Genomic DNA, 22062 nt, shown 5'->3' with positions numbered 1-22062 from the left:
CACCATCCGAGAGGAGCCGCGCGAGCGCCAGCATGACCCGAGCCCCGATACGCCTCTCAGCCCTCCCGTCCGGCCGGATCGAAGAGCGATTCGAGGACAAGAGCCCGCGTTACACCGACGCCGAGGCGATCGCCGAGGCGAACCGGTGCCTCTATTGCGTCGACGCGCCCTGCGTCAAGGCGTGCCCGACGGCGATCGATATCCCGAGCTTCATCCGGAAGATCGCGGCCGGCCAGGTGAAGGGCGCGGCCCGCACCATCCTCACGGCCAACCTGCTCGGCCAGTCGTGCGGGCAGGCCTGCCCCGTCGAGGTGCTCTGCGCGGGCGACTGCGTCTACAACGGGTGGGGGCGAGAGCCGATCGCGATCGGCCGCCTCCAGCGCTACGCGGTCGAGTCGGCCCTCGCGCGCGATCCGCGGATCTTCCGGGCGAAGCCGCCCACCGGCAAGAGCGTCGCGCTCGTGGGCGCGGGGCCCGCGTCGATCGCCGCGGCGGGCTACCTCGCCCTCGAGGGGCACCGCGCCGTGATCTTCGAGCGGAAGGCGATCCCCGGCGGCCTGAACACGCTCGGGATCGCGCCCTACAAGATGAAGGGGCACGAGGCGCTCCACGAGCTCGAGTGGGTCCTGTCGCTCGGGGACATCGAGCTCCGCGCCGGCGTCTCGGTCGTCGCGCAGGCGGCCGGGCCGGGGGAGGTCTCCGCGCGCGACCTGGTCGCGGAGTACGACGCGGTGTTCCTGGGGCTCGGCCTGGGCGCCGACGCGCGCCTCGGCCTCCGCGGGGAGGACGGCGACGGCGTGGTGGGCGCGACCGCGTTCATCGAGCGGCTCAAGGCCGACCCGGGCCTCGACCTCGCGGGCGTGCGGCGCGCCGTCGTCATCGGCGGCGGCAACACGGCGCTCGACGTCGCCCACGAGCTGGCCCTGCTCGGGGTCGACGTGGCCGTTGTGTACCGCCGCTCCGAGGCCGAGATGTCGGGGTACGCGCACGAGCTCGAGGGCGCGCGGGTCGCCGGCGCGCGCCTCGTCGAGAACCGGGTGCCGGTCGAGGTGGTGCGCGAGGGCGGCAAGGTCGTCGCGCTGCGGATCGCGCCCGCCGACGCGCCCGCCGACACCGGCGCGCGGGGCCCGGCGCCAGGGCCGGCCCAAGAGGAGCTCCTGCCCGCCGACCTCGTCGCGGTCGCGATCGGGCAGAGCCGGGCGACGCAGGTGGCGCTCGCGTTCGAGGGGGTGGTGCTCGACCCGAGGGGGCGCGTGGTGGTCGACCCGGCGACGCACCGCACGGGCAACCCGAAGGTCTACAGCGGCGGCGACTGCGTGAACGGCGGCAAGGAGGTCGTCAACGCGGTCGCCGAGGCGAAGATCGCCGCGCGCGCGATGCACGAAGCGATGACGACGGGGGCGGGCGGCGCGGCGCCCGTGCCCTCACCGCAAGGGAGCTGAGCGATGGCCGACCTCTCTATCGACTTCGCCGGGATCAAGAGCCCGAACCCGTTCTGGCTCGCCTCGGCGCCGCCGACCAACACCGGAGATCAGGTCCGGCGCGCCTTCGACGCCGGCTGGGGCGGCGCCGTCTGGAAGACGCTCGGGAACCCCATCGTCAACGTGTCGAGCCGGTTCGGCGGCATCGACTACGGCAACACGCGGCTCATGGGGCTCAACAACGTCGAGCTCATCACCGATCGCCCGCTCGACGTGAACCTCAAGGAGATGCGCGAGATCAAGCGGCGTTACCCGGGCCACGCGCTCATCGCCTCGCTGATGGTCGAGACGAAGGACGAGTGGCGCGAGATCATCCGCAAGGCCGAGGACACGGGCGCGGACGGGCTCGAGCTCAACTTCGGCTGTCCGCACGGGATGTGTGAGCGCGGCATGGGCTCGGCCGTCGGCAACGAGCCGGCGGTCCTCCAGGAGATCGCGCGCTGGGCCGTCGAGTTCGCGACGACGCCGGTCATCGTGAAGCTCACGCCCAACGTCGGCGACATCCTGGAGCCGGGCGAGGCCGTGCTCCGCTCCGGGGCGCACGGCGTCTCGCTGATCAACACGGTCAAGTCGCTCATGGGCGTCGATCTGGAGCGGATGGTCCCGCTCCCGCGGGTCGGCGGCGCGTCGACGAACGGCGGTTATTGCGGGCCCGCGGTCAAGCCGATCGCGCTCCACCTGCTGAGCCAGCTGGCGCGCCACCCCGGCGTCGGCCGGCTGCCCATCTCCGGTATCGGCGGCATCTCGAACTCCCGCGACGCCGCCGAGTTCATCGCGCTCGGCGCGACGAGCGTCCAGGTCTGCACCGCGGTGATGCATTACGGCTACCGCATCGTCGAGGAGATGATCGAGGGGCTCAGCGACTGGCTCGACGATCACGGGATGCGCTCGGTGAACGAGCTGCGCGGCAGGGCGATCCCGCAGGTCCAGGAGTGGGGCGAGCTCGACCTCTCGTACCGCGTGGTCGCGGACATCAGCGCCGACAAGTGCATCGGGTGCCAGCTCTGTTACGTCGCCTGCATGGACGGGGCGCACCAGTGCATCCACCTGCCGGGGAGGACGGAGGCGGAGGCGCGCGCGGCGGGCCACACCCACCTCCCGAAGGTCCTCCCGGATCGCGCGGTGACGGCGGATCCGAGCGGGGACGCGGCGCCGTCGCGGGTCCCGTTCGTCGACGAAGAGGAGTGCATCGGCTGCAATCTGTGCGCGCTGGTGTGCCCGGTGCCGGGGTGCATCACGATGAGGGAGGTGCCTTCAGGCAAGCCCCCCGAGACGTGGAACGACCGTGTCCAGAAGGGGACGGACTTCGTGCCCGGCGGGCTGGAGACGACGGCGCGCGCGCGGAGCTCGTGATCGCGGGCTCCTGGCCAGGCGGCCAGGAGCCCGCGACGACCGCGAGCGCGCCGGGGCGCTGCCCGGGCTATGGGGCGAGCTTCACGACGATCGCGTCCGCGCGGTCGTACGTGCCAACGCCGATCACGTTGCCGGCGCTGTCCACGGCCAGATCGAAGATGTCCCCGTGCTCCGCGTCGCCGAACGGGTCGACCGACCACAGCACGGCGCCCGACGGCGAGAGCTTCGCGACAGCGCCGGGCGGGTTGATGAACACGTTGCCAGCGCCGTCGAGGGCGACGGCAGGGATGCCCCAGGTGTTGGAGAGCAGGCCGAGGCCCGTCGTATCGACGCTCCACAGCGGCGCGCCCGAGGCGGTGAGCTTGGTCACGGTCGTGCCCAGGGCGACGATCAGCTCCCCGGACGGGGTCGCGGCGACGTCGGCGTCATCCGGCGTGCCGGAGACGACCTGGCTGAAGACGTGATTCCCGGCCGCGTCGAACTTCGCCAGGTACATGCCGTGAGCCGTCGGCGAGCTCGCCAGCGGTCCGCCACCGAGGTCGAGCGCGCCGGAGAAGCGGCCGAGGACGATGACATTGCCCGCGCCGTCCACGGTGACGCTCGCAGGGTCGCTGTCGTACGGGTCGCTCGCGAAGGTCCTGGTCCAGATCGGCGCGCCCGCCGCGTCGAGCTTCGCGACCAGGAGATCGCTGCCCGGCCCGCCGGCGAGGGGGCCGGTGCCGAGATCGACCGTGTCCCACAGGACGCCGGCGAGCGCGGCGGCGCCCGCATTGGCGCGGGCGACCTTGACCTGGCCGAGGCCAACGACCTCCGCGAGGAGGTCGCCCGACGCGGTGAACCGCTGCAGGCCGAAGTTCGAGCCCGCGATCAGCTCGCCGGACCCCGACGCGGCGACGCTCAAGAAGGTGCCGCCGTGCTGCGGGCGCCTGTCCCACACGTGGTTCCCCGCGGCGTCGAGCTTCGCGAGGAACTTGGTGTCGAGCATCCCCTCGGGGAGCGGCCCGCCGTGCCCGGCGAAGTCGATCGGGCCATAGGCGTAGCCGCCGAAGATCACGTTGTCCGCGCCGTCGACCGCGACGGCGCGCGCGCGCATCGACTCGTGCCAGCCGTTGACGAAGCGCCTGCTCCAGAGGACGCTGCCGGGGGCGCACGGCGCGCAGCTCGGGCCCCCGCAGTCCACGCCGGACTCGGCGCCGTTCTGGATGCCGTCCTCGCAGGTGTCGTGGTAGCAGACAGTGAGCGCCGGCCGCTCCGTGGCGCTCGCGCTCTCGCTGCTCCGCAGGGTGCTCCGGGTCACCGCGGCCTCCTCGATCAGCACGCCGTGGTTGGCGATCTCGCCGCTCACCCAGGCCTGCGCGAGCGCGGTCACGTCGACGTTCCGGAAGCCGGTGGTGCCGGAAGGACCGCCGGTGACGAAGGAGGCCTCGATCGCAGGATCGAAATGGCCGCCGCCGCCGGAGTTGCCCCACGTGACGCCCGACTCCGTCCACGCGGCGGTGGCCCGGTGGACGCGCACGGTGCTGCTCTCGAGCTTGTACGTCTGGTACAGCGACAGCGTCGCCGAGGCGATCTCCGCGCTCGCCGGGACGCCGGCGAGGTTGAACCGGAGGAGGCTCCGCCGGACGCCGCCCGTGCCGGTGCCCGTCGAGAGCGTGGTGCTGGCGCCGTCGTTCCACGTGGGCGATACCTGCCAGAGCGTCGCGTCGGCCACGTCGCCGCCAAGGCCGCGCCGGAAGGTCACGCACCGCGGGTCGCACGCGTCGCCATGCCCGTCGGCGTCGCCGTCCACCTGCGACGGATTCGCGGCGTCAGGGCAGTTGTCGTCCGCGTCGATCACGCCGTCGGCGTCGCTGTCCTGCGCGAGCTCGAGCGCGTACGCGGGGGAGCCCACGATGACCGAGCTCCCCGAGATCGCGACGGTCTTGCCGAACGCGCCGCCGGTCGGTCCGCTGCCGGCGAGCTTGGCCTGCGGGCCCTCGACCCACACGCCCCCGCTCCGCACGAACACGTAGGCGGCGCCCGCGCCCTCGGTCCCCCAGGGCGCCCCGACCACGGCCGTGTCCGCCGAGATCGCGACCGAGGCGCCGAAGCCGTCGCCCGCGGCCCCGTCGCCCGGGACGAGCCTGGCTTGTTGCGTCCAGGCGCCGCCGCTCTTCACGAACACGTACGCCGCGCTCCCGGGCGCCCCGACGATCGCGGTGTCGCCCGACATGGCGATCGCGTCGCCGTTCAGGTGGATCGGGGTCGAGCCGTCGACCGCGATGAGCGCCGTCCGCTCCGAGGCGGCGAGCGGATCCACCGTCACCGGGTACGCGGCCCCGGCGGTGTCCACGCGCAGCGACAGCGTGCGCTCGTCGACGCCGAGCTCCATCCACGCGGGCAGCGTCCGCCCCGCGGCGTCGGTGGCGTGGAGATCCGTGTACCGCATCGCCACCGCGCCGGACGCCTCGCGCAGCGCGACCCCCTCGCCGCCGGCGAGCGGCGTGGCGCGGAGATCGCCGCCCAGGGCGAGCTCGATGACGAGGTCCTGGTCCCCGGCGGCGAGGCAGGGAGGCGCACCGGGCACCGTGAAGCCCTGCTCCAGCCCGAGCGGCCCGTTCACGTACCACTCCACGAGGCCCTCGCCCGGCGACGCGCCCTGCCGGCGGAGCTCCACGCGGTTCTTCGTGGCGGTCGGCGCCGCACGCGGCACCTCGCGCAGATCGCCCGCGCAGCCGTACCGGGCGGCGGCCATCGAGAAGCCCCACCGCGCCTCGCCCTCCGGGGCGATCCGCACGCCCGACGCGCTGAAATCGGCCGCGAGCCGGTGCGCCGGGTTCGGCGCGCGCAGGCTCGCCTCGTTCCCGCCCGGAGACGCCTCGATCACCCGGTAGCCCTCGGGCGCCGACGCCTGCACGGCTGCGATGTACGCCGCCCGCAGGCGCGCGGGGCCCAGCGCCGTGTCGGGCGCCGTGGGCGCCGCCGCCGCGCCGTCCACCGACGGCGCGGGGTCTCGCGGCGCCTCGGTGGAGGCGCAGCCCCCCACCATGGCGGCTGCGGCCATCACCTGTCCAATCCTCCCCATTCGATCTCGCATAGGCTGGCTCTCCCTCTGGCTGACGCTCGCTGACGCTCCTCCGCGCAGGCGCACCGGGCGCCGGAGCGCTCCGCGCCGGAGGGCAGCGAGCTCGCGGCGCCTCATCGCAAGGTCCGCGCCCTCGCCGCGGACGGGGGCCGCGCCCTCGCGATGGACGAGGAGCGCAGCCGTCGCCGGCGCCCTCGGCCGATCGAGGCGGGGTCCAGGGCGCCCTCGCGGCCCGCTCCTGGCTCCTGGCCGGCCATCGGCGGCACGAGGACGTGCCAACTCGGCCGACCGTGCGCGCCGGACGGTCCTCCGACAGGGCGCGCCGGGGCGACCTCGAAGCGCCCCGGTGCAGCGGCGCGCGGCCCGCGTTTGCGAGCGACGCGCGGCCGCGTCCGATTTCGTGACACGCGCGACGCGGTGACCGGAACAAACAACACGGAGGGCAAGAGCCCTCGCTGGAGGAACATGGTCCCGAAAGACGCAGCGACGATCACCCCGCGGAATCGCGGTCTCACGCCGAACGCCCAGGCGAAGCAGGGGCGGGCGGGCATGTCCGATCACGATGAGCGGGCCGAGCTGCTCGCCGATCACCGCCCGGAGCTCGCGCGCCTGCTGCAGAGCCTCCCGGCCCGCAGCAGCGCCCCCGCGCCGCTGACGGGTTATCTCCTCTCCTTGCGAGAACCGACGGGCTATCTCATCGCGATCGGCCTGCAGCAGCGCGACCCGGCTCTCGAACCCGAGCGCATGCTCCGCGCCGCCCTGGCCGCGGGCGAGCGCGCGCCGATGCTGGTCGGCGTGATGGCGCGCTCGGCGATGGCCGACATCATCGCGCCGCTCGCGCCGGTCACGCGCGCGGTCGCCGCGCGCCTGAAGCGACCGGCCCCCTCCGGCACGCTGCGGGTCGTCGTCGCTGCGGCCGGCGGGGCGGAGCTCTTCACCGTGAAGCTCTCGGAGCTCACGTCCCCCTCGTCCGGCTCCGGCTGAGCGAGCTGCCCGCTCCGGCGCTCACTCGTTCGCGTAGACGCGCCGCTCGCTCGAGTCGAGCCCCAGGTACACCACCCGGCTGTCGAGGCTCGCGCCCCCGCGCTCGGCGCCCTCGGGCGCCGGCCGGCGGTCGGCGGCCTCGTCGCCGTTGCGCAGCGCCTCGTACTCCGCGACGGAGGCGCGACGGCACCCGTCGAGCGGGGCGTCGATCTCGAGGGCGGCCACGAGCGCCCCGGCCTCCGGCCCGATCCTGCCCGCGAAGAACTCGGCGCAGCAGCCCGAGCCGTAGCTGAACAGCCCGACGCGCTGCCCCTCGAGCGCGCGGGCCTCCGTGTTGAGCAGGGACGCGAGCGCCAGGTAGAGCGAGCCCGTGTAGATGTTGCCGATGCGCGACGGCAGATCGAGCGACGGCTCCACCTCGACAGCGAAGCTCTCGTCGGCGGCCTGCTCGGTCAGGCCGTCCATCGCCAGCCGGTGGCGGTGGGCCTTGCGGGCCATCTTGCCGTAGGGGACGTGGTAGCAGGTGCGCGCGAGGGGATCGCCGTCGCCCGCCACGCGGCGCCAGTCGCCGTAGGCCCCGGCGAGGGCGTCGAGGTAGCACTGCACCGAGTAGTGACCGTCGACGAGCGCCTCCTTGTGGTGGAGCGGCCGCCAGAAATCGTAGACGTCGCGCGCATACGTGCCGGTCTGGCCGACCTCGATCTCGACGAGGCGCGGGCGCTCGCGCACGAGCAGCGCCACGGCGCCGGCGCCCTGGGTGGGCTCGCCCGCCGAGCCGAGCGCGTACCGCGCCACGTCCGAGCACACGACGAGCGCGGCGCGGCCGCGGGCCGAGCCCGAGGCGATCCAGTCCACCGCGTTGAGGAGGCCCGCGGTGCCCCCGAAGCAGGCGTGCTTGGCCTCGAAGACCCGGCACGCGCTCGGCAGCCCGAGCAGGCCGTGGAGGAAGGAGGCCGCCGGCTTCGCGTGGTCCACGGCGGTCTCGGTGCCCACGACGCAGAGCCCGATGTCCGCGGGGCTCGCGCCCGACCGCTGGAACAGCCGGCGGGCCGCGTTGGCGCCGAGGGTGATCGGATCCTCGTCGGGCGCAGCGATCGCCATCCGGCGGGTCCCCAGGCCGGTCAGGTACTTGGAGGGCGCGATGCCCCGCGCCTCGGCGAGCTCGGTGAGCTCGACGAAGCGGCGGGGGACGGCGAGCGCGATCGCATCGATGCCGATGCGAGGAAAGTCATGACGTAGGCTCATACCTGCATCCTAGGGGCGCATTGTGCAGAGACCATCCAGCCCATGCGGAGCGTCCGAGGAGCCGAGGCGCCCGACGCGCCGCGGCGCCGCGTTCCAGCTGGCGCCCTCGCTTCACGCAACCGGTGGCGCGTGGCCACGTGGCCGTGCCCGCGCCTCCATCCACCGCGCCTCGCCGTGCGCACCACGTGGAATGACAAAGACGCTTCCATGATACATGTCATGGAACAGCCTCCGAGAAAAATCGCGGTCAGGTCAAAATCGTCACCACATCTCGTTGCAATTGTGCAATCTGAAATAGCGCGTTCATGCGCCCTAGCGGTCGAGGTTCATGTGAAGCTCTCCCGGTCTACCATGTTGGTTCCGCTTCTTGGGTTGGGTGTTCTGGTGATGACCGGCGCCGCAGGGTGCTCCTGCAGCTCCGGGGCGGAGGGCGACGCGGACGCGACGGCTGGAGCGAACGTCGGTGGAGCCGGCGGCGCGGGTGGGGGCGGCGAGGGCGGCGCGGGCGGGGGCGGCGCGGGCGGTGACGACGGGGGGATGATCGGCAACGGCTCCAGCGGCGCCAACACGGGTGGCAGCGGCCCCGTGACGCCTGATACGGCCTGTGTCGCCACGGTCGCCGAGGCCACGCTCACGAAGCGGCCGGTCGACATCGTGTTCGTCATCGACAACTCGCCCAGCATGGCGAACGAGATCATCAGCGTACAGAACAACATCAATGAGAGCTTCGCCTCGATCATCGGCGAGAGCGGCATCGATTACCGCGTCATCATGATCTCCGCGCACGGCGCTGCGGAGGAAGACGACTCGATCTGCGTCGGCGCCCCGCTCAGCACCGAGAGCTGCTCCCCGGTCCCCGAGGCACCGGGGAACAACCCGCCCGTCTTCTACCATTACAGCCACGAGATCAGGAGCAACGACGCGCTCTGCGTGCTCCTCGGGAGCTACAACGGCGGCCTGCCCGACGAGCACGGCGTGGCGCCGTCCGGGTGGTCGGAGTGGGTGCGCGAGGACTCGTTCAAGGTGATCACCGTGATCACCGACGACCACGTGGGCTGCCAGTCGACGCACCTCCCGCGCAATATCTATATCGACGACACGCGGCAGCCCTGGGAGGACGTCGCCACGGACTTCGAGGAGCTGCTGTTCGGCCTGGACCCGGCGGTCTTCGGCGACGCGACCGCGCCCAACTACGTCTTTCACAGCATCGTCGGGCTCCACGAGAACACGGTCCTCACGGACGCCTACGCGCCCGACGCGGACGTGGTCGAGGAGACGTGCGGCACCGCCGTGGCGCCGGGCACGGGCTACCAGACGCTCAGCAAGAGGACGGGTGGCCTCAGGTTCCCGCTCTGCCAGACGGACTCTTATGACGTGGTGTTCCAGGCGATCGCGGAGGGCGTCATCACGGGCGCGGTGGTCGCGTGCGAGTTCGAGGTGCCGGACTCGCCGCCGGGGGAGATCATCGACCTCTCGACCGTGGTCGTCCAGTACACGCCCGGCGACGGGAGCGAGCCGCAATCGTTCGACCAGGTGGCGAGCGCGGCAGCGTGCGCCCCGGGCTCCTTCTACATCGAGAACGACATGATCACGCTCTGCCCCGACGCGTGCCGGCTGGTCCAGGACGACGCCATGGCGGCGGTCGACGTCCTCTACGGCTGCGATCCCGAACCGGCGCAGTGAGCTTGTCGGCCGGGCGGCGGCGCCGGTGAGCGCGGCCGCCGCCCGCTTTTGACCGGCGCGGGGCGCGTCGAGCGCCCTGCGCGCCCGCCGCACGCGCGGCGGCCGCGCGGCCGCCGGGCGCGTATCCGGCGCGGACGCTCAGAGACAGCAGCGGAAGCCGATGTCCGGAGACGGGGTGAGGCGATCCTGGTCCAGGAGCGCATCGCACCTGGCCGCCTTGAGCGTGCCGCGCGCGACGTCATCCGCGTCCTGCTGCGAGGCCCGCGAGCCGCCGCGGACGAGGCAGTTGCCCTGCGCGTCGCAGGAGTTCTCCCACTCCGCCACGTTGCCGCTCATATGAAAGAGGCCCGTGATTCCGCCTTCGCAGGGCGAGATCTGCGGGAGCGGGTTGGGGGGCACGGGCTTCCTGGCGAACTCGCCGCTCGGGTCGTCCACCTTGCAGGTCGCCTCACTATAGAGATCGCTGTACGGGTATTCGTTCACGCCCTGGCCGGAGCACGCGTTGAACCACTCGCTCCGCGTCGGGCTCGCGACGTCGGCAGGCGAGTTCGCGCCTCCGCCGATCCTGCCGCAGAGGTGTTTGCCCATGTAGGAGCAGTACGCGTAGGCGTCGCACCAGTCGACGTGGGTGACGGGCACTCGCCCCTCCGTGTAGGGCCACCCGCTCGAGGGACGGTAGATGTTCCCCGCGCACTCCGCCGGCATGCCGGCGAGCACCGGGTTCGCCTGGAGGAAGACATCGTAATCCTGCTTCGTCACCTCGTATTGATCGATGCAGTAGCTCCCGCCGCCGCTCACGGGCGAGATCACCATCCACGCCGGGCACGCGCAGACGCGGTTCGTGGTGTTGCAGATCGACGTCGCGCAATCGGTGTTGGTGGTGCAACGCTGCCCCGCAGGGCACCGGGTGCTGCACCCCTCCGTCCCGCCGCAGTCGATGTCGGTCTCCTTGCCGTTCTTCACGCCGTCGCTGCAGGTCGCGGCCTGGCAGACCTGCTCGTAGCAGACGAGCTCGACACAGTCGGTCGATTTGGAGCACGCGTCGCCAGGCGGGCAGCCGGGGCAGATCCCCCCGCAATCGATGTCGGTCTCCTGGCCGTTCTTCACGCCGTCGCTGCAGGCCGGCGCCAGACACTGGTCGTTCACGCAGCTCAACGACTCGCAATCCGAGCCCGCCGCGCAGCCCTTGCTGGTCTTGCACGGCGGGCACGCCGGGTTGTCGTCGCGCGGCGCGGCGCCGCCGCAGTCGGTGTCCGTCTCGTCGCCGTCCTTCACGCCGTTGTCGCACCGCGCCGCCACGCACGCGCGCCCGGCGCCGCCGCTGCCCCCGCCGCCCTCCTCGCACCGCCCTGAGAAGCAGTCCGCGGCCTCCGCGCACGCCTGATCGACCCGGCACGGCGTTGCGCAGGCGCCGCCGCAGTCGACGTCCGTCTCGTTGCTGTCCTTCGCGCCGTTGGAACAGCTCGGCATGTCGGCGCCGCCCTGGCCGCCGGCGCCGCCCTGGCCGCCGGCGCCGCCCTGGTCGCCGGCGCCGCCCTGGCCGCCGGTGCCGCCGCCCTGGCCGCCGGTGCCGCCGCCCTGTCCGCCGGTGCCGCCGCCCTGTCCGCTGCTGGTCGTGACGCCGGCAGAGGGCAGGTCCCCCGTCGTGGGAGGCCGGTATCTGTCTTCGCTGCTGCACGAGACAGACACGGCGAGGGCCACGAGGGGAATCAGAACGACGGACGACCTGAGCATGGAGCTGCCTCCCTGTGTTCGAACACAAGGTTAGAGGTAGAGGCTCAGCTTACTTGCGACGTCTCCTGTTCCGGGCGACAAAAAGATGCTCCCGCCCGACGGCCGGAATCACCGCCATGTGGGCTCCCCCGGACGCCGTGATGGCCTCTCGCTCTCGCCCGAGCGCGGCTGACGCTTTCAGGGCGCGTGTCCGTCGAGCCAGCCTTGCGCGAGCTCCAGGATCCGCGCGTTGTCGGGGACATCGCGCAAGAAGCGCTCGCGCCAGACAGGATCGCCGATCCTCCCGGCCCGCACGAGCAGCCCGTTGCGGGCCAGGGCGATGGCGCCCTTGGCCTCGGCCATCTGGCCCGTCGCGGCCAGCGCCTCGGCGTGGACCAGGCGCACAAGCGGGCCCTCCTCGTCAGGGCGGCCCGATTCGAGCAGGGACAGGGCCTGCGTCGTGGCGGCGAGCGCCTCGCCGGCGCGCCCGAGATCGAGCAGCGCGCGCGCGCGCGCCGCGATGGCCGCGGGGAGCCGCTCCGGCACCCCCCGCGCGAGCGCCTCGGCCGCCTGCGCCTCCGCCTCGGCGAGCGCGGGCTCGCCCGCGAGGAGCAGGACGCGCGCGAGCTGGAGCCGGCTCTCGCACTCCCGCCGCCGGTCGCCGCGGCGCGTGAGCGCCTCGATCGAGCTCCGCAGGGCCGCCCTCGCCGCGTCGACCTCGCCCGCGTGGGCCAGCGCGAGGCCGAGGTTCTGCAGCGCGTTCGGGACCCGGTCGTCGAGCGCCATCCGCTCCGCCTCCTCGAGCCCGGCGCGGAGGACCCCCGCCGCCGCCTCGAAGTACCCGAACTGGACGTAGCAGAGGCCCATGTTGAGCCGCGCGCGGCACGCCTCGCGGCGATCGCCGATGTCCTCGAACGCGGCGAGCGCCGCGCCCATGCTCGCGATGCAGGCGCTCGGATCGCCGTTGTGCTGCCGGAGGAGCCCGTGCAGGTAGAGGAGCTTCGCCTCGATCATGAGATCCGCGGCCGACGCGTCCTCCGTCGCGCGCTCGACCGCGTCGATCAGCGCGTCGACGCACGCGTAGCGGCCGCCGAGCAGGAGCACGATCGCCCCCTCGAGCAGGCAGGCGTTCCTCGCGATGCGCGCGCCGTCGAGCGGCTCCGTGCCGAGGACGACCATCATCCAGCGCTCGACGCGCTCGTAGTGGCCCTGCTTGTGCCCCGCCCCCGCGAGCTGCGTGAACGCCGAGAACCACGCCACGGAGCCCGGCGCGAGGTGCCGCGTCGCCTCGATCCCACGCTGCTCCGCGAGGGCCGGCTCGCCGCGCCAGAGCAGCGCCTCGGCCTCGACCAGGCGGAGCGCGCCCACCGCGGCAGGGTCCGGCCTGCAGGCGATGCCGCGCTCGGCGCAGGCGATCGCCTCGGCGAGGTCGTTGCCGCGGAGCGCTTTGTCGGCGGCGCGCAGGTACCACTCGGCGGCCTTCTCGGGCTCCTCGCCGCGCTCGAAGTGCTCGGCGAGCGCCCTCGGATCGCCCTCGCCGGCCGCCTCGAGGAAGCTGCCCGCGAGCGCGTGGCCGATGCGGAGGTCGCGCGCCGTCAGCATGCCGTAGGCGGCCTCGCGGACGAGCGCGTGGCGAAAGCAGTACTCCGCGTCGTCCCGCGGCCGCCCCTCGCCCCGCCGCACGATCACCTCGCGCCGGAGCAGCTCCGCGAGGACCTGCGCGATGTCGGCGCTCCCGAGGAGCGCGGCGACCGCGCTCGACCTGAACGTCTCGCCGAAGATGCTCGCCGCCCGGAGGAGCCGCCGCGCCTCGGCGTCGAGCGTCTCCAGCCGCGCCTGCACCATGGCCACCACCGTCTCCGGCTGGCCCTCGCTCTTGCCCTCGGCGGCCGCGCGGATCTGCTCCTCGAGGAAGAACGCGTTGCCGTCCGCGCGCTCGATGAGCCTCCCCACGAGGTCGTGCGTCGCGTGCGCGCCCAGCGCCTCGCGCACGAGCCGCTCGCTCGCGCGGCGCGGGAGCGGCGTGAGGTGGAGCTCGTGGGCCAGCCGGCCCTCCCAGAGCTTCGGGAAGAGCCGGCGCACGTCGGGCCGCCCCAGCGCCAGCACGAGCAGCGGCATGTCCTTGAGCTGGCGCAGCGCCTCGTCGACCATCGTGACGGTGGGGAGGTCGCCCCACTGGAGGTCCTCGAGCACGAGGAGCACGGGCCCCGCGCGGCACGCCGCCCGGAGGAAGTCCTCCCAGGCGTGGCGGAGCTGGTCGCCCATCAGCACGGCGTCGCGCCGCGCGAGCCGGAGCTGCACGTCGTGCTCGTCGGGGAACGGCGCGCCGACGAGCTCGCCGAGGAAGGCCGCGACGCGTGGCGCGTCGATGCCCCCGTATTGCTCCACGCGGCTCCGGACCTTGCGCTGCCGCGCCTCCAGGGGCTCGCCGTCGGCGACGCCGAGGGCGTCCCGGAGCGCGCTCGCGAGCAGGCCGAAGGCCGCGCCGGCGCCCATGGGGTCGCCCTGGCCGAGCCAGACCTCGATCCTGTCTCCCCGCTCGCGGAGCTTGCGGATGAGCTCCTTTCGCAGGCGCGACTTGCCCATCCCGGCCTCGGCCGTCACGAGCACCGCGCCCGCGGCGCCCTCGTCGATGGAGCGATCGACCTCGGCCACGAGCATCGCGAGCTCGCGCTCGCGGCCCACGTAGGTGGTCGGCTTGCCGAGCAGCTGCGCGGTCCGCTCGTCGCGCGCCCCGTGCAGGACGCGGCCCGCGGCGTCCTCGGTGACGTCGAACCGCGTGCCGATGAGGCCCGCGGTCACCTCGTCGATGCGGACGCCCGCGGCGGGGGAGCGGTCGTCGTGGGCCGCGAGCATCTGGAAGGCGCGGTCGATGAGCTCGCCGACGGGCACGCGCGCCGAGAGCTCCGCCCGGCCGGTGGCGAGCGCGACGGGCGCGCCGCCGAGCAGCTCCTGCAGCGCGAGCGCGCACCTGGCGGCCCGCGCCGCGAGGTCGGTCGGCGTGCCCGCGCCGGACAGCACGATGAGCGGCGAGCGGCCCTCGAGGAGCTCGAGCTCGCCGCGGTACTGCTCGGCCACGTCGTGCAGCTGCCAGAGCTCTGCCTGGCGCGGCTCCGCCGCGGCGCTTGAGCTGACGGCGCGCTCGCGGGTGACCACGAGGCAGGTCACGCGCCGCTCGCCGGTCGTGAGCTCCACCGCGCGCGGCGGGAAGGAGCGGGGCCCGCCGACGCTGCTCTCGGGCGCGTCGATCGTGGCGATCTCGGCCGCCACGGCGCCGCCGTCGGCCGGCCGGTCCAGCGGGGATTTCGCCAGCATGCGGGCGACGAGATCGTCGAGCGCGGCCGGGGTGCCGGGCCGGAGGTCGCGCGCGCGGGGCGGCTCCTCGAGGAGGACCTTCATCAGCACGGCGAGCCCGGCGTTGCCCTGGAAGGCGGCGCGGCCGGTGAGGCAGCGGTAGAGGATGCAGCCGAGGGCGAACACGTCGGCGCGGGTGTCGACGCTGAGCTCGCCGCGCGCCTGCTCGGGGGCCATGTATCCGGGCGTGCCCAGGACGAGGCCGGCGGCCGTGAGCGGCTCGTCGGTGACGGCGCGGGCGAGGCCGAAGTCGATGAGGTGCACGCGCTCGAGCGAGCCGCCTTCCAGCAGCAGGTTGCTCGGCTTCAGGTCGCGGTGGACGAGGCCGAGCCTGTGGATGGCGCCGAGCGTCCTCGCGACGTGGAGGCCAAGCTCGAGGGTCTCCTCGAGGGTGACGCCCTGGCGGGTGAGCCGGTCGGAGAGCGTCTCGCCGTCGAGCCACTGCATGGCGAGGAACGGCTGTCCCCACGCGGTGGCGCCGTGCGCGACGTAGCGCACGACGCCGGGCACCCGGGCCGTTGCGAGCATGTGGGCCTCGCGCTCGAAGCGGACGAGGTGCTGGGCGCTCTCGGTGGTCAGGAGCTTGATCGCGACCGCCTCGCCGGTCTCCTGATCGCGGGCCCGGTAGACGGCCCCCATCCCGCCCGAGGCCGCGAGGTGCTCGATGCAGAACCGGCCGTCGATGATGTCACCTGCCTGCATCGCTCACCGAGGACCCGGACGAGGCGCCTCGCCGGCGGCCAGCCTGCCAGCGGGGTGAGCGCTGCGTCCAGTGCTCATTGGCGCGGGCGCGTCGCGGCCAAGCGGGCGTACGTCTTAAGGAAATACCCGATCGAGGAGGCCGGTGGCGGCCGTCCGCCTGGCGGCGCGCGGCGCGGTCCTTGGGCCCTGTTCGGGGCTGGGGTCGAGCGCGTCCCTGCGCCGCTATCCCAGCAGCCGCTTCCACTGCTCCGTGAGCCGCTGCGGCGAGACCGGGACCGCCGCCTTCAGCTCGGGCGCGAAGAGCGACACCCTGAGCTCCTCGATCAGCCAGCGGAACGACTCCAGCTCTTCCGCGGGCACCCCCTTGTCGCGCAGCCCCTGCTGGTGCTTGAGGTAGTCCTGCCAGAACGGCAGCACCTGCGCGGCCTTGCTCTGGTCCTTCTGCGGCCCGTTGGGCAGCCGCTCGAGCCGGATCTGCGCGGCGCGCAGGTACCGGGGCAGGTGCGCGAGCCGGTCGACCGGGGCGCGCGAGAAGAGCCCGACCGGCAGCAGGAAGTCGACCTGCGTGCGCACGTCGTCGAGCGCCGGCCTCGACGCGCCAGGCTTCCCCGTCATCGACCGGAGCATCGCCTGCACGCGGTCGAGCTCGACGCCGATCTCCCGCGCCAGCCCCGCGAGCTTCCCGAGCACGCCCTGCAGCGACGCGCGGCCCTTGTCCAGGCGCGCCTGGAACGCGGCCTTCGTCCTCGGAAAGGCGCCGGGATCGCCGAGCTGGAACGCCTCGTCGAGCGCGCGCAGCGCGATCTGCCGGGCGAGGCCTGGCTCGCCCGGGGCCACCTTGGCGCCGAGGCCGCTCACGGCCACGGCGCTCCGCAGCGGCTGCTCGAGCTGGCTCATCTTGCCCCCGAGCTGCAGCAAGAGGAGCCGCCGCAGCCCGGCGCGCGTCGCCTCGGCCGCCGCGGCCCTCGAGGCGAGCACGCGCACCGACACGCACGTCTCGCCGTCGACCAGCGCCGGGTAGCCGAACACCTTGTGGCGCCCGGCGTCGACCTGGACGCGCTCGGGCAGCGCCTCGACGCTGAACGACGTGAGCCCGTCCCGCTCCAGGCCCGCCTTGCCGACCCTCGCCCAGGCCTCGCGCGCCCGGCCCGACAGCCGCTCCTTGAGCTCCCGGAGCTCGCGCCCCTCGCCGATCACCCGGCCGTCCTCGTCGAGCACGCGGAAATAGAAGCGCAGGTACGGCGGCAGATCCTGGGGCCGGAACGCGTCGGCGGGCACGCGCTCGGCGGTGCGGTCCTCGATCGCGCGCGCAAGGACGGCCCGCAGCGGGCCCTGGAACGGCCGTAGCTCCGCCGCGATCTCCCGGGCGACCTCGCGGAGGGGGGCGAGCGGGACGAGCGCCTTGCGCAGCGATTTCGGCAGCGACTCGAGCAGCTGCGCGATCTTCTCGGCGTGCCACCCGGGGATCATCCACTCGAGCTCGTCGGGATCGGCCTGCGGCAGGAGCACGAGCGGCAGCGAGAGGGAGATGCCGTCGTCGTCCTCGCCCGGATCGAAGCGGTAGGAGAGCGGCACGGCGGCGCCGTAGAGGTCGAGCGAATCGGGGAAGCGCTCGGGCGTGAGCTCCGCGGCCTCGTCGAGCAGGACGTCGGCGAGCGACAGGTGGAGCGCCCGCGGGTCCTCCGCCTCGGCCTCCTTCCGCCACGCCTCGAACGTCTTGCCGTTATAGACGCCCTCGGGGACGCGCCGATCGAAGAAGAGCTCGAGCGCGTGCTCGTCGGCCAGCATCTCGCTCCTCCTCGCCTTGTCGCGCAGCTGGCTGACCTCCTCGAAGAGCCGCCGGTTCGCCTCCATGAAGGGCGCGCGCGTCGCGTACTCCTGCCGGACCAGCGCGTGGACGAGGAAGATCTGGCGCGCGGACTTCGGGTCGATCGCCCCGAAGTCGACCCGTCGATCCCGCGCGATCGGCAGCCCGTACAGCGTCACCTGCTCCCGGGCCATCACGGCCGCCGGCTTCGCGGCCCAGTGCGGGTCGCTGTGGCTGCGCTTGCAGAGCGGCCCGGCCGCGGCCTCGATCCACGCGGGATCGAGGGCCGCCACCATCCGGGCGAAGAGCTGCGACGTCTCGACCAGCTCGGCGGCCATGATCCACGCGGGCGGCTTCTTCGCGAGGCCCGACGAGGGGTGGAGCTGGAAGCGCGTCTGCCGGGCGCCCAGGTACACCTTGTTCTCCTGGTTCCACATGCCGATCCGGCTGAGCAGGCCAGGCAGGAGCGCGCGGTGGATGGCGTCGCCCTTCGCGGGCGCGTCGCTCGGCGAGAACCCCATCTCCTTCGTGATCCGGCTGATCTGCCGGTGCACGTCGGCCCACTCGCGCATGCGGAGGTACGAGACGAAATGGTCGCGGCAGGCCTTCCTGAGCTGGTTCTGGGTCAGCCGGCCCTGCGCGTCCTGGTAGAAGCTCCACAGCTTCAGGAGCCCCACGAAATCGGAGGCCTCGTCCTTGAACTTCCGGTGCGCGTCGTCGGCCTGCTTCTGGGCGGCGAGCGGCCGCTCCCGCGGATCCTGCACGCCGAGCGCCGCGGCGATGATCAGCACCTCGGCGAGCGCCCCCTCGGCCTCGCCGCCCAGGACCATCCGGCCGAGCCGCGGGTCGAGCGGCAGCCGCGCGAGCTTCCTGCCGGTGTCCGTGAGCTCACCCGCGTCGTCGAGCGCGCCGAGCTCCTCGAGGACCCGGTAGCCCTCGTCCACGGCGCGCTTCGACGGCGCGTCGAGGAAGGGGAAATCCTCGATGGCGCCGAGCCCGAGCGCCTTCATCTGGAGGATGACGCCCGAGAGGCCGACGCGCAGGATCTCCGGATCGGTGTAGGCGGGCCGCGCCCGGTCGTCCTGCTCGTCGTAGAGCCGGAAGCACACGCCGCTCTGCACGCGGCCCGCGCGCCCCTTGCGCTGATCGGCGCTCGCGCGCGAGATGGGCTCGATCTGGAGCTGGGTGACGCCCGTGCGCGGGCTGTAGCGGTTGACGCGGGCGAGCCCGGAGTCGATGACGTACACGATGCCCGGGATGGTGAGCGACGTCTCCGCGACGTTGGTCGCGAGCACGATCCGCCGCCCCGGCAAGGACTGGAACACGCGCTGCTGGTCGCCCTGAGGGAGCCGCCCGTAGAGCGGCAGCAGCGTCGTGTGCGGCAGGCCGTGGCGCGTGAGCTCGGCCATGGTGTCGTGGATCTCGCGCTCTCCAGGCAGGAAGACGAGGATGTCCCCGCGCGGATCGATCGAGGTGATCTCCTCGACCGTGGCGGCGACGGCGTCGGCGACCTCGGCCTCTCCGCTCTCCGGGCGGCGGTGGATGACCTCCACCGGGTACGTGCGGCCGGAGACCTCGATGACCGGGGCGCCGCCGAAGTAGGTCGCGAACCGGTCGGTCTCGAGCGTCGCGGAGCTGACGATGATGCGCAGATCCGGGCGCTTCGGCAGCAGGCGCTTGAGGTAGCCGAGCAGGAAATCGATGTTGAGGCTGCGCTCGTGGGCCTCGTCGATGATGAGCGTGTCGTAGCCCGAGAGCCGCGGATCGCCCTGGATCTCGGCGAGGACGATGCCGTCGGTCATGTACTTGACGTAGGTGGCCGGGCTCGTCCTGTCCGAGAAGCGGATCTTGTAGCCGACCTCCTTGCCGAGCTCGACGCCGAGCTCCTTGGCGACGCGGGCCGCGACGCTTGTGGCGGCGATGCGGCGCGGCTGCGTGACGCCGATCCGGGCGGAGAGGCCGCGGCCCATGGCCAGGCAGATCTTGGGGAGCTGCGTGGTCTTGCCCGAGCCGGTCTCGCCCGCGACGATCACGACCTGGTGCGCCTCGATGGCCCGGGCGATGTCGCGCACCCGCGCCGAGATGGGCAGCTCCTCGGGAAAGCGGACCGGGCCCCTCGACGCGGGCGGGGACGAGGTCCGGCCGCCGGGGGCGGGCGGAGCGGGGGGCTGCTCTTGCGGAACGCGGTGGCTCACGGTGCGCGAGGGGGTAGCACCTCCCGCCGCGGGATGCCGTCCGAAGCGGCGCGCTCGCCACCCCGCGCGCCCTATCGAGGGACCCCTGCGGATGACGATGGATGGATGCGCGCAGTACGACAGCGCGAGCGCGCGGTGCGCTGTCGTCGGCGTCGCGGCGGAGGGCGTCGTCGCGCCGGGAGGGAGCGCACCTTGTCTCCCAAGGCCAATCACGAGTGCCTGGAAAAGCCAGCTCCGGACGAGCTGGCTTTCGGCGTTCTTTCACTTGAACGTGATGTTGGACACGTACTGGTTCACGTTCCAGCCGTTTCGGCTCGTGACCTTGTTGCCCTGGATGGTGAAATTGTCGAAGTGAATCCCATTGAAGTTCACGGTGCTCGACTTGCCGTGAATGTAGATCTCTTTGTTCACGGCAGAGGCAACATTGTTGATGAACACTTCCTTGACCGTGGCCCGGTTGGGAGCGTTGCGCCAGGTCGCCGTTGCATCTTCTTCGAAGTCGATGATCCTGCCGTCGACCGTTTCAACCCTGACGTCCTGCCAGGTGATGTTCTGGATGACAGCGGTGTCGTCCGCGTTGATCCCGAGAGCCCGGCCGGCCTTGACGATATCGAGGTCTTTGAAGGTGATATCCTCGATCACCTGACCGTAGGTCTTGGTTCCGATCTTCGTCGCCGCTGAGTTGCTGTAGGCAACCACCTTCTCATAGGTGATGGCCTTGGTGTCCAGCTTGCCTTCTTGCTCGCGCTTCGGCGACATGCTGTCGTCACCGCTGTAGATGAAGGCATTGTAGAGCCTGCCGTTCGTGGAGCAGTCGAAGTCCACTCCGTCGGTTTGGTTGTAAGCTGTCGTGGTGGGACGGCGATTGATCACCTTGAAGTTCTGGATGGTCACCTTGTCGCTGTCGAAGATCAGTGTGTTCCAAAAAACTGGATCGCGCACGACGATGCCGTCGACCAGCACGTCCGTGCTGTCGTCGATCCGGAGGGTGTTGATCTTGAAAGAGGGTGTGTCGTTGTCGGTGCCACGGATCTTCGAACCGTTGCCGTCGATCACTCCCCGACCGAGGATCTTCGTGTTGCTCACCTTGTTCATGTGAACCACGCCGTGGGAAGTGTTTTCGACGGCCGGTGCGCCCGTGCCATTGTAGTCGCCCGTGCTGGTCGAACCGTCCAGGATGGCGCCGGCCGCCAGATACATGGTCATGTTGCTCTTCAGCCACAATTCCCCGGTCTTGTAGCGCCCGGGAGGCACGTACAGGATGTTCTGCGCGGATCCGGAGGCGGCGTCGATGGCGGACTGCACCTTGGAGGTGACGAGCGCAGCGCCCGTGTTGTCCACGTCGTAGTCTGCGAGGTTCTTCACGTCGGCATCGCCCAATTTCGGCGGATTGACCTCTTGGTCGTCAATGAGGACGAACAGTAATTCCTTGGAGGCGATCTGCAGGATCAAGTAGTTGGGCCCGCTGTCGAAAGTGAGCGTGTCGCCGTTTTTGGTTGCCGACAGCATTCGGCTCTTCGGGCTCAAGGTGTAGGAACTGAAGCCGCCGTTCACCGTGACGGCGACGGTCGCCTTGCAGCCGCTTGCCACCCCGAAGTGGGCGTAGTGCACCTGCATCTCTTGGCCAAACTTGGTCATCTTTTCGACGAACTGCGCCGCCCCGTTGGCCGTCACCGTATAGAGCGGGCTCTCGGAGGCGCCGGGAAGGGTAGGGTAGGTCATCACTGCCCCGTCGGAATCGCAATCGATGGGCGTGGCCCCGCCGGAGCCTTCACCCGTCTCACCGCCCGAACCCGAGGTAGCCCCACCCTCCGCTGCACCGCCGCCCGCGTTGGTTGCACTGCCGCTTCCGCCTGCGCCATTGCCGCCGACCTCACCTCCGCCGGTGCCCGCTCCTCCGCCGGTGCCCGCTCCTCCGCCGGATGTGACGCCGCCCGAACCTGGAGGAATGACCGTGCCGCCGCTGCTCGTTCCGCCTCCGCCGTCATCGCCGGTTCCGGAGCAGCCTGCTCCGAAAGCCAACGAGACGCCCACTGCGAGGCCCATCACCCAAATGTGAGAAAGGTTCATCTTTGCTCCTCCAAACCGCAGCGGCCACCTTGGCGCTCGCGCGTCAATGTTGCAGTGACGCAAACGGATAGGACGCGCAAACGCGTTCCACAAAGTCAACGTTCACATGGCTGTTCCTGGCTCGTGCAGTCCGACTGTATGAATTCATTGGCAGGACGGGCCTTATGCGATGAGGCAGGTCTTCCACGCCTGAAACGCCTGGGATCACCGCGACATAGCACCAAGCGGAAGGCATCCTACCGTATAGCTGTACCCTACTGAGCTCGTCCAGACGGCCGCCGTCGCGGTTCGCGGCGCGTCGTGGCGGCCGGCGTACGCGCCTCAGGGCAGACTTCCCCCCCGGCCACGTCGTCGAGCTGCGCCCCTCTCTGTCGGTTTCGTGTGGACACGCGAAGCCGAGTGGGCCTCCGA

At 72.1% G+C, this 22062-nt stretch carries 10 protein-coding genes; 4 read left to right on the top strand and 6 right to left on the bottom strand.

The window, feature by feature from the left end:
* Positions 1–32: 32 nt before the first annotated feature.
* Together WME73_RS34790 and preA are read left to right on the top strand one after the other, a co-directional pair.
* Positions 33–1442 carry an FAD-dependent oxidoreductase gene (locus WME73_RS34790; RefSeq protein ID WP_437912338.1) on the top strand — a complete coding sequence of 470 codons (1410 nt, stop codon included), beginning with the start codon at positions 33–35 and terminating at the stop codon, positions 1440–1442.
* Between the two features lie 3 nt (positions 1443–1445).
* The gene (gene preA / locus WME73_RS34785) at positions 1446–2834 is read left to right on the top strand and encodes an NAD-dependent dihydropyrimidine dehydrogenase subunit PreA (protein ID WP_437740659.1); all 1389 of its coding nucleotides are present in this window, start codon (positions 1446–1448) and stop codon (positions 2832–2834) included.
* 67 nt (positions 2835–2901) lie between these two features.
* On the opposite strand, the gene WME73_RS34780 is transcribed toward preA, so the two are convergent.
* Positions 2902–5877: a DNRLRE domain-containing protein gene (locus WME73_RS34780; protein ID WP_437917467.1), complete on the bottom strand. Its 2976-nt coding sequence runs from the start codon at positions 5875–5877 to the stop codon at positions 2902–2904.
* Positions 5878–6447: 570 nt separating this feature from the next.
* On the opposite strand from WME73_RS34780, the gene WME73_RS34775 reads away from it, so the two are divergent.
* Entirely contained in the window at positions 6448–6882 is a 435-nt protein-coding gene (locus WME73_RS34775; protein WP_437740658.1) for a hypothetical protein, read from the top strand.
* A 21-nt stretch (positions 6883–6903) separates the two neighbouring features.
* On the opposite strand, the gene WME73_RS34770 is transcribed toward WME73_RS34775, so the two are convergent.
* Positions 6904–8127: a hydroxymethylglutaryl-CoA synthase family protein gene (locus WME73_RS34770; RefSeq protein ID WP_437740657.1), complete on the bottom strand. Its 1224-nt coding sequence runs from the start codon at positions 8125–8127 to the stop codon at positions 6904–6906.
* Between the two features lie 351 nt (positions 8128–8478).
* Here WME73_RS34770 and WME73_RS34765 point away from each other — a divergent pair, with 351 nt between their 5' ends.
* Complete coding sequence (locus WME73_RS34765; protein WP_437912337.1) at positions 8479–9810, top strand: hypothetical protein; 1332 nt, start codon at positions 8479–8481, stop codon at positions 9808–9810.
* A 138-nt stretch (positions 9811–9948) separates the two neighbouring features.
* Here WME73_RS34765 and WME73_RS34760 read toward each other — a convergent pair whose 3' ends face one another.
* The 4 genes from WME73_RS34760 to WME73_RS34745 form a co-directional block, all read right to left on the bottom strand.
* On the bottom strand, positions 9949–11544 hold the full coding sequence (locus tag WME73_RS34760) for a formylglycine-generating enzyme family protein (protein ID WP_437912336.1): 1596 nt from the start codon (positions 11542–11544) through the stop codon (positions 9949–9951).
* 177 nt (positions 11545–11721) lie between these two features.
* Entirely contained in the window at positions 11722–15579 is a 3858-nt protein-coding gene (locus tag WME73_RS34755) for a serine/threonine-protein kinase (protein WP_437912335.1), read from the bottom strand.
* Positions 15580–15801: 222 nt separating this feature from the next.
* Positions 15802–19581 (bottom strand): ATP-dependent RNA helicase HrpA, encoded by a 3780-nt coding sequence (gene hrpA / locus WME73_RS34750; protein ID WP_437912334.1) that lies wholly within the window; start codon positions 19579–19581, stop codon positions 15802–15804.
* A 261-nt stretch (positions 19582–19842) separates the two neighbouring features.
* Positions 19843–21651 (bottom strand): glycoside hydrolase family 28 protein, encoded by a 1809-nt coding sequence (locus tag WME73_RS34745; RefSeq protein ID WP_437912333.1) that lies wholly within the window; start codon positions 21649–21651, stop codon positions 19843–19845.
* Positions 21652–22062: the final 411 nt, after the last annotated feature.

Source organism: Sorangium sp. So ce302 (assembly GCF_051530145.1).
In the GTDB taxonomy this organism is placed as follows: domain Bacteria; phylum Myxococcota_A; class Polyangia; order Polyangiales; family Polyangiaceae; genus Sorangium; species Sorangium cellulosum_B.
The sequence above is the reverse complement of the archived record's forward strand: the minus strand, read 5'-3'. Positions and strand labels throughout refer to the sequence as shown.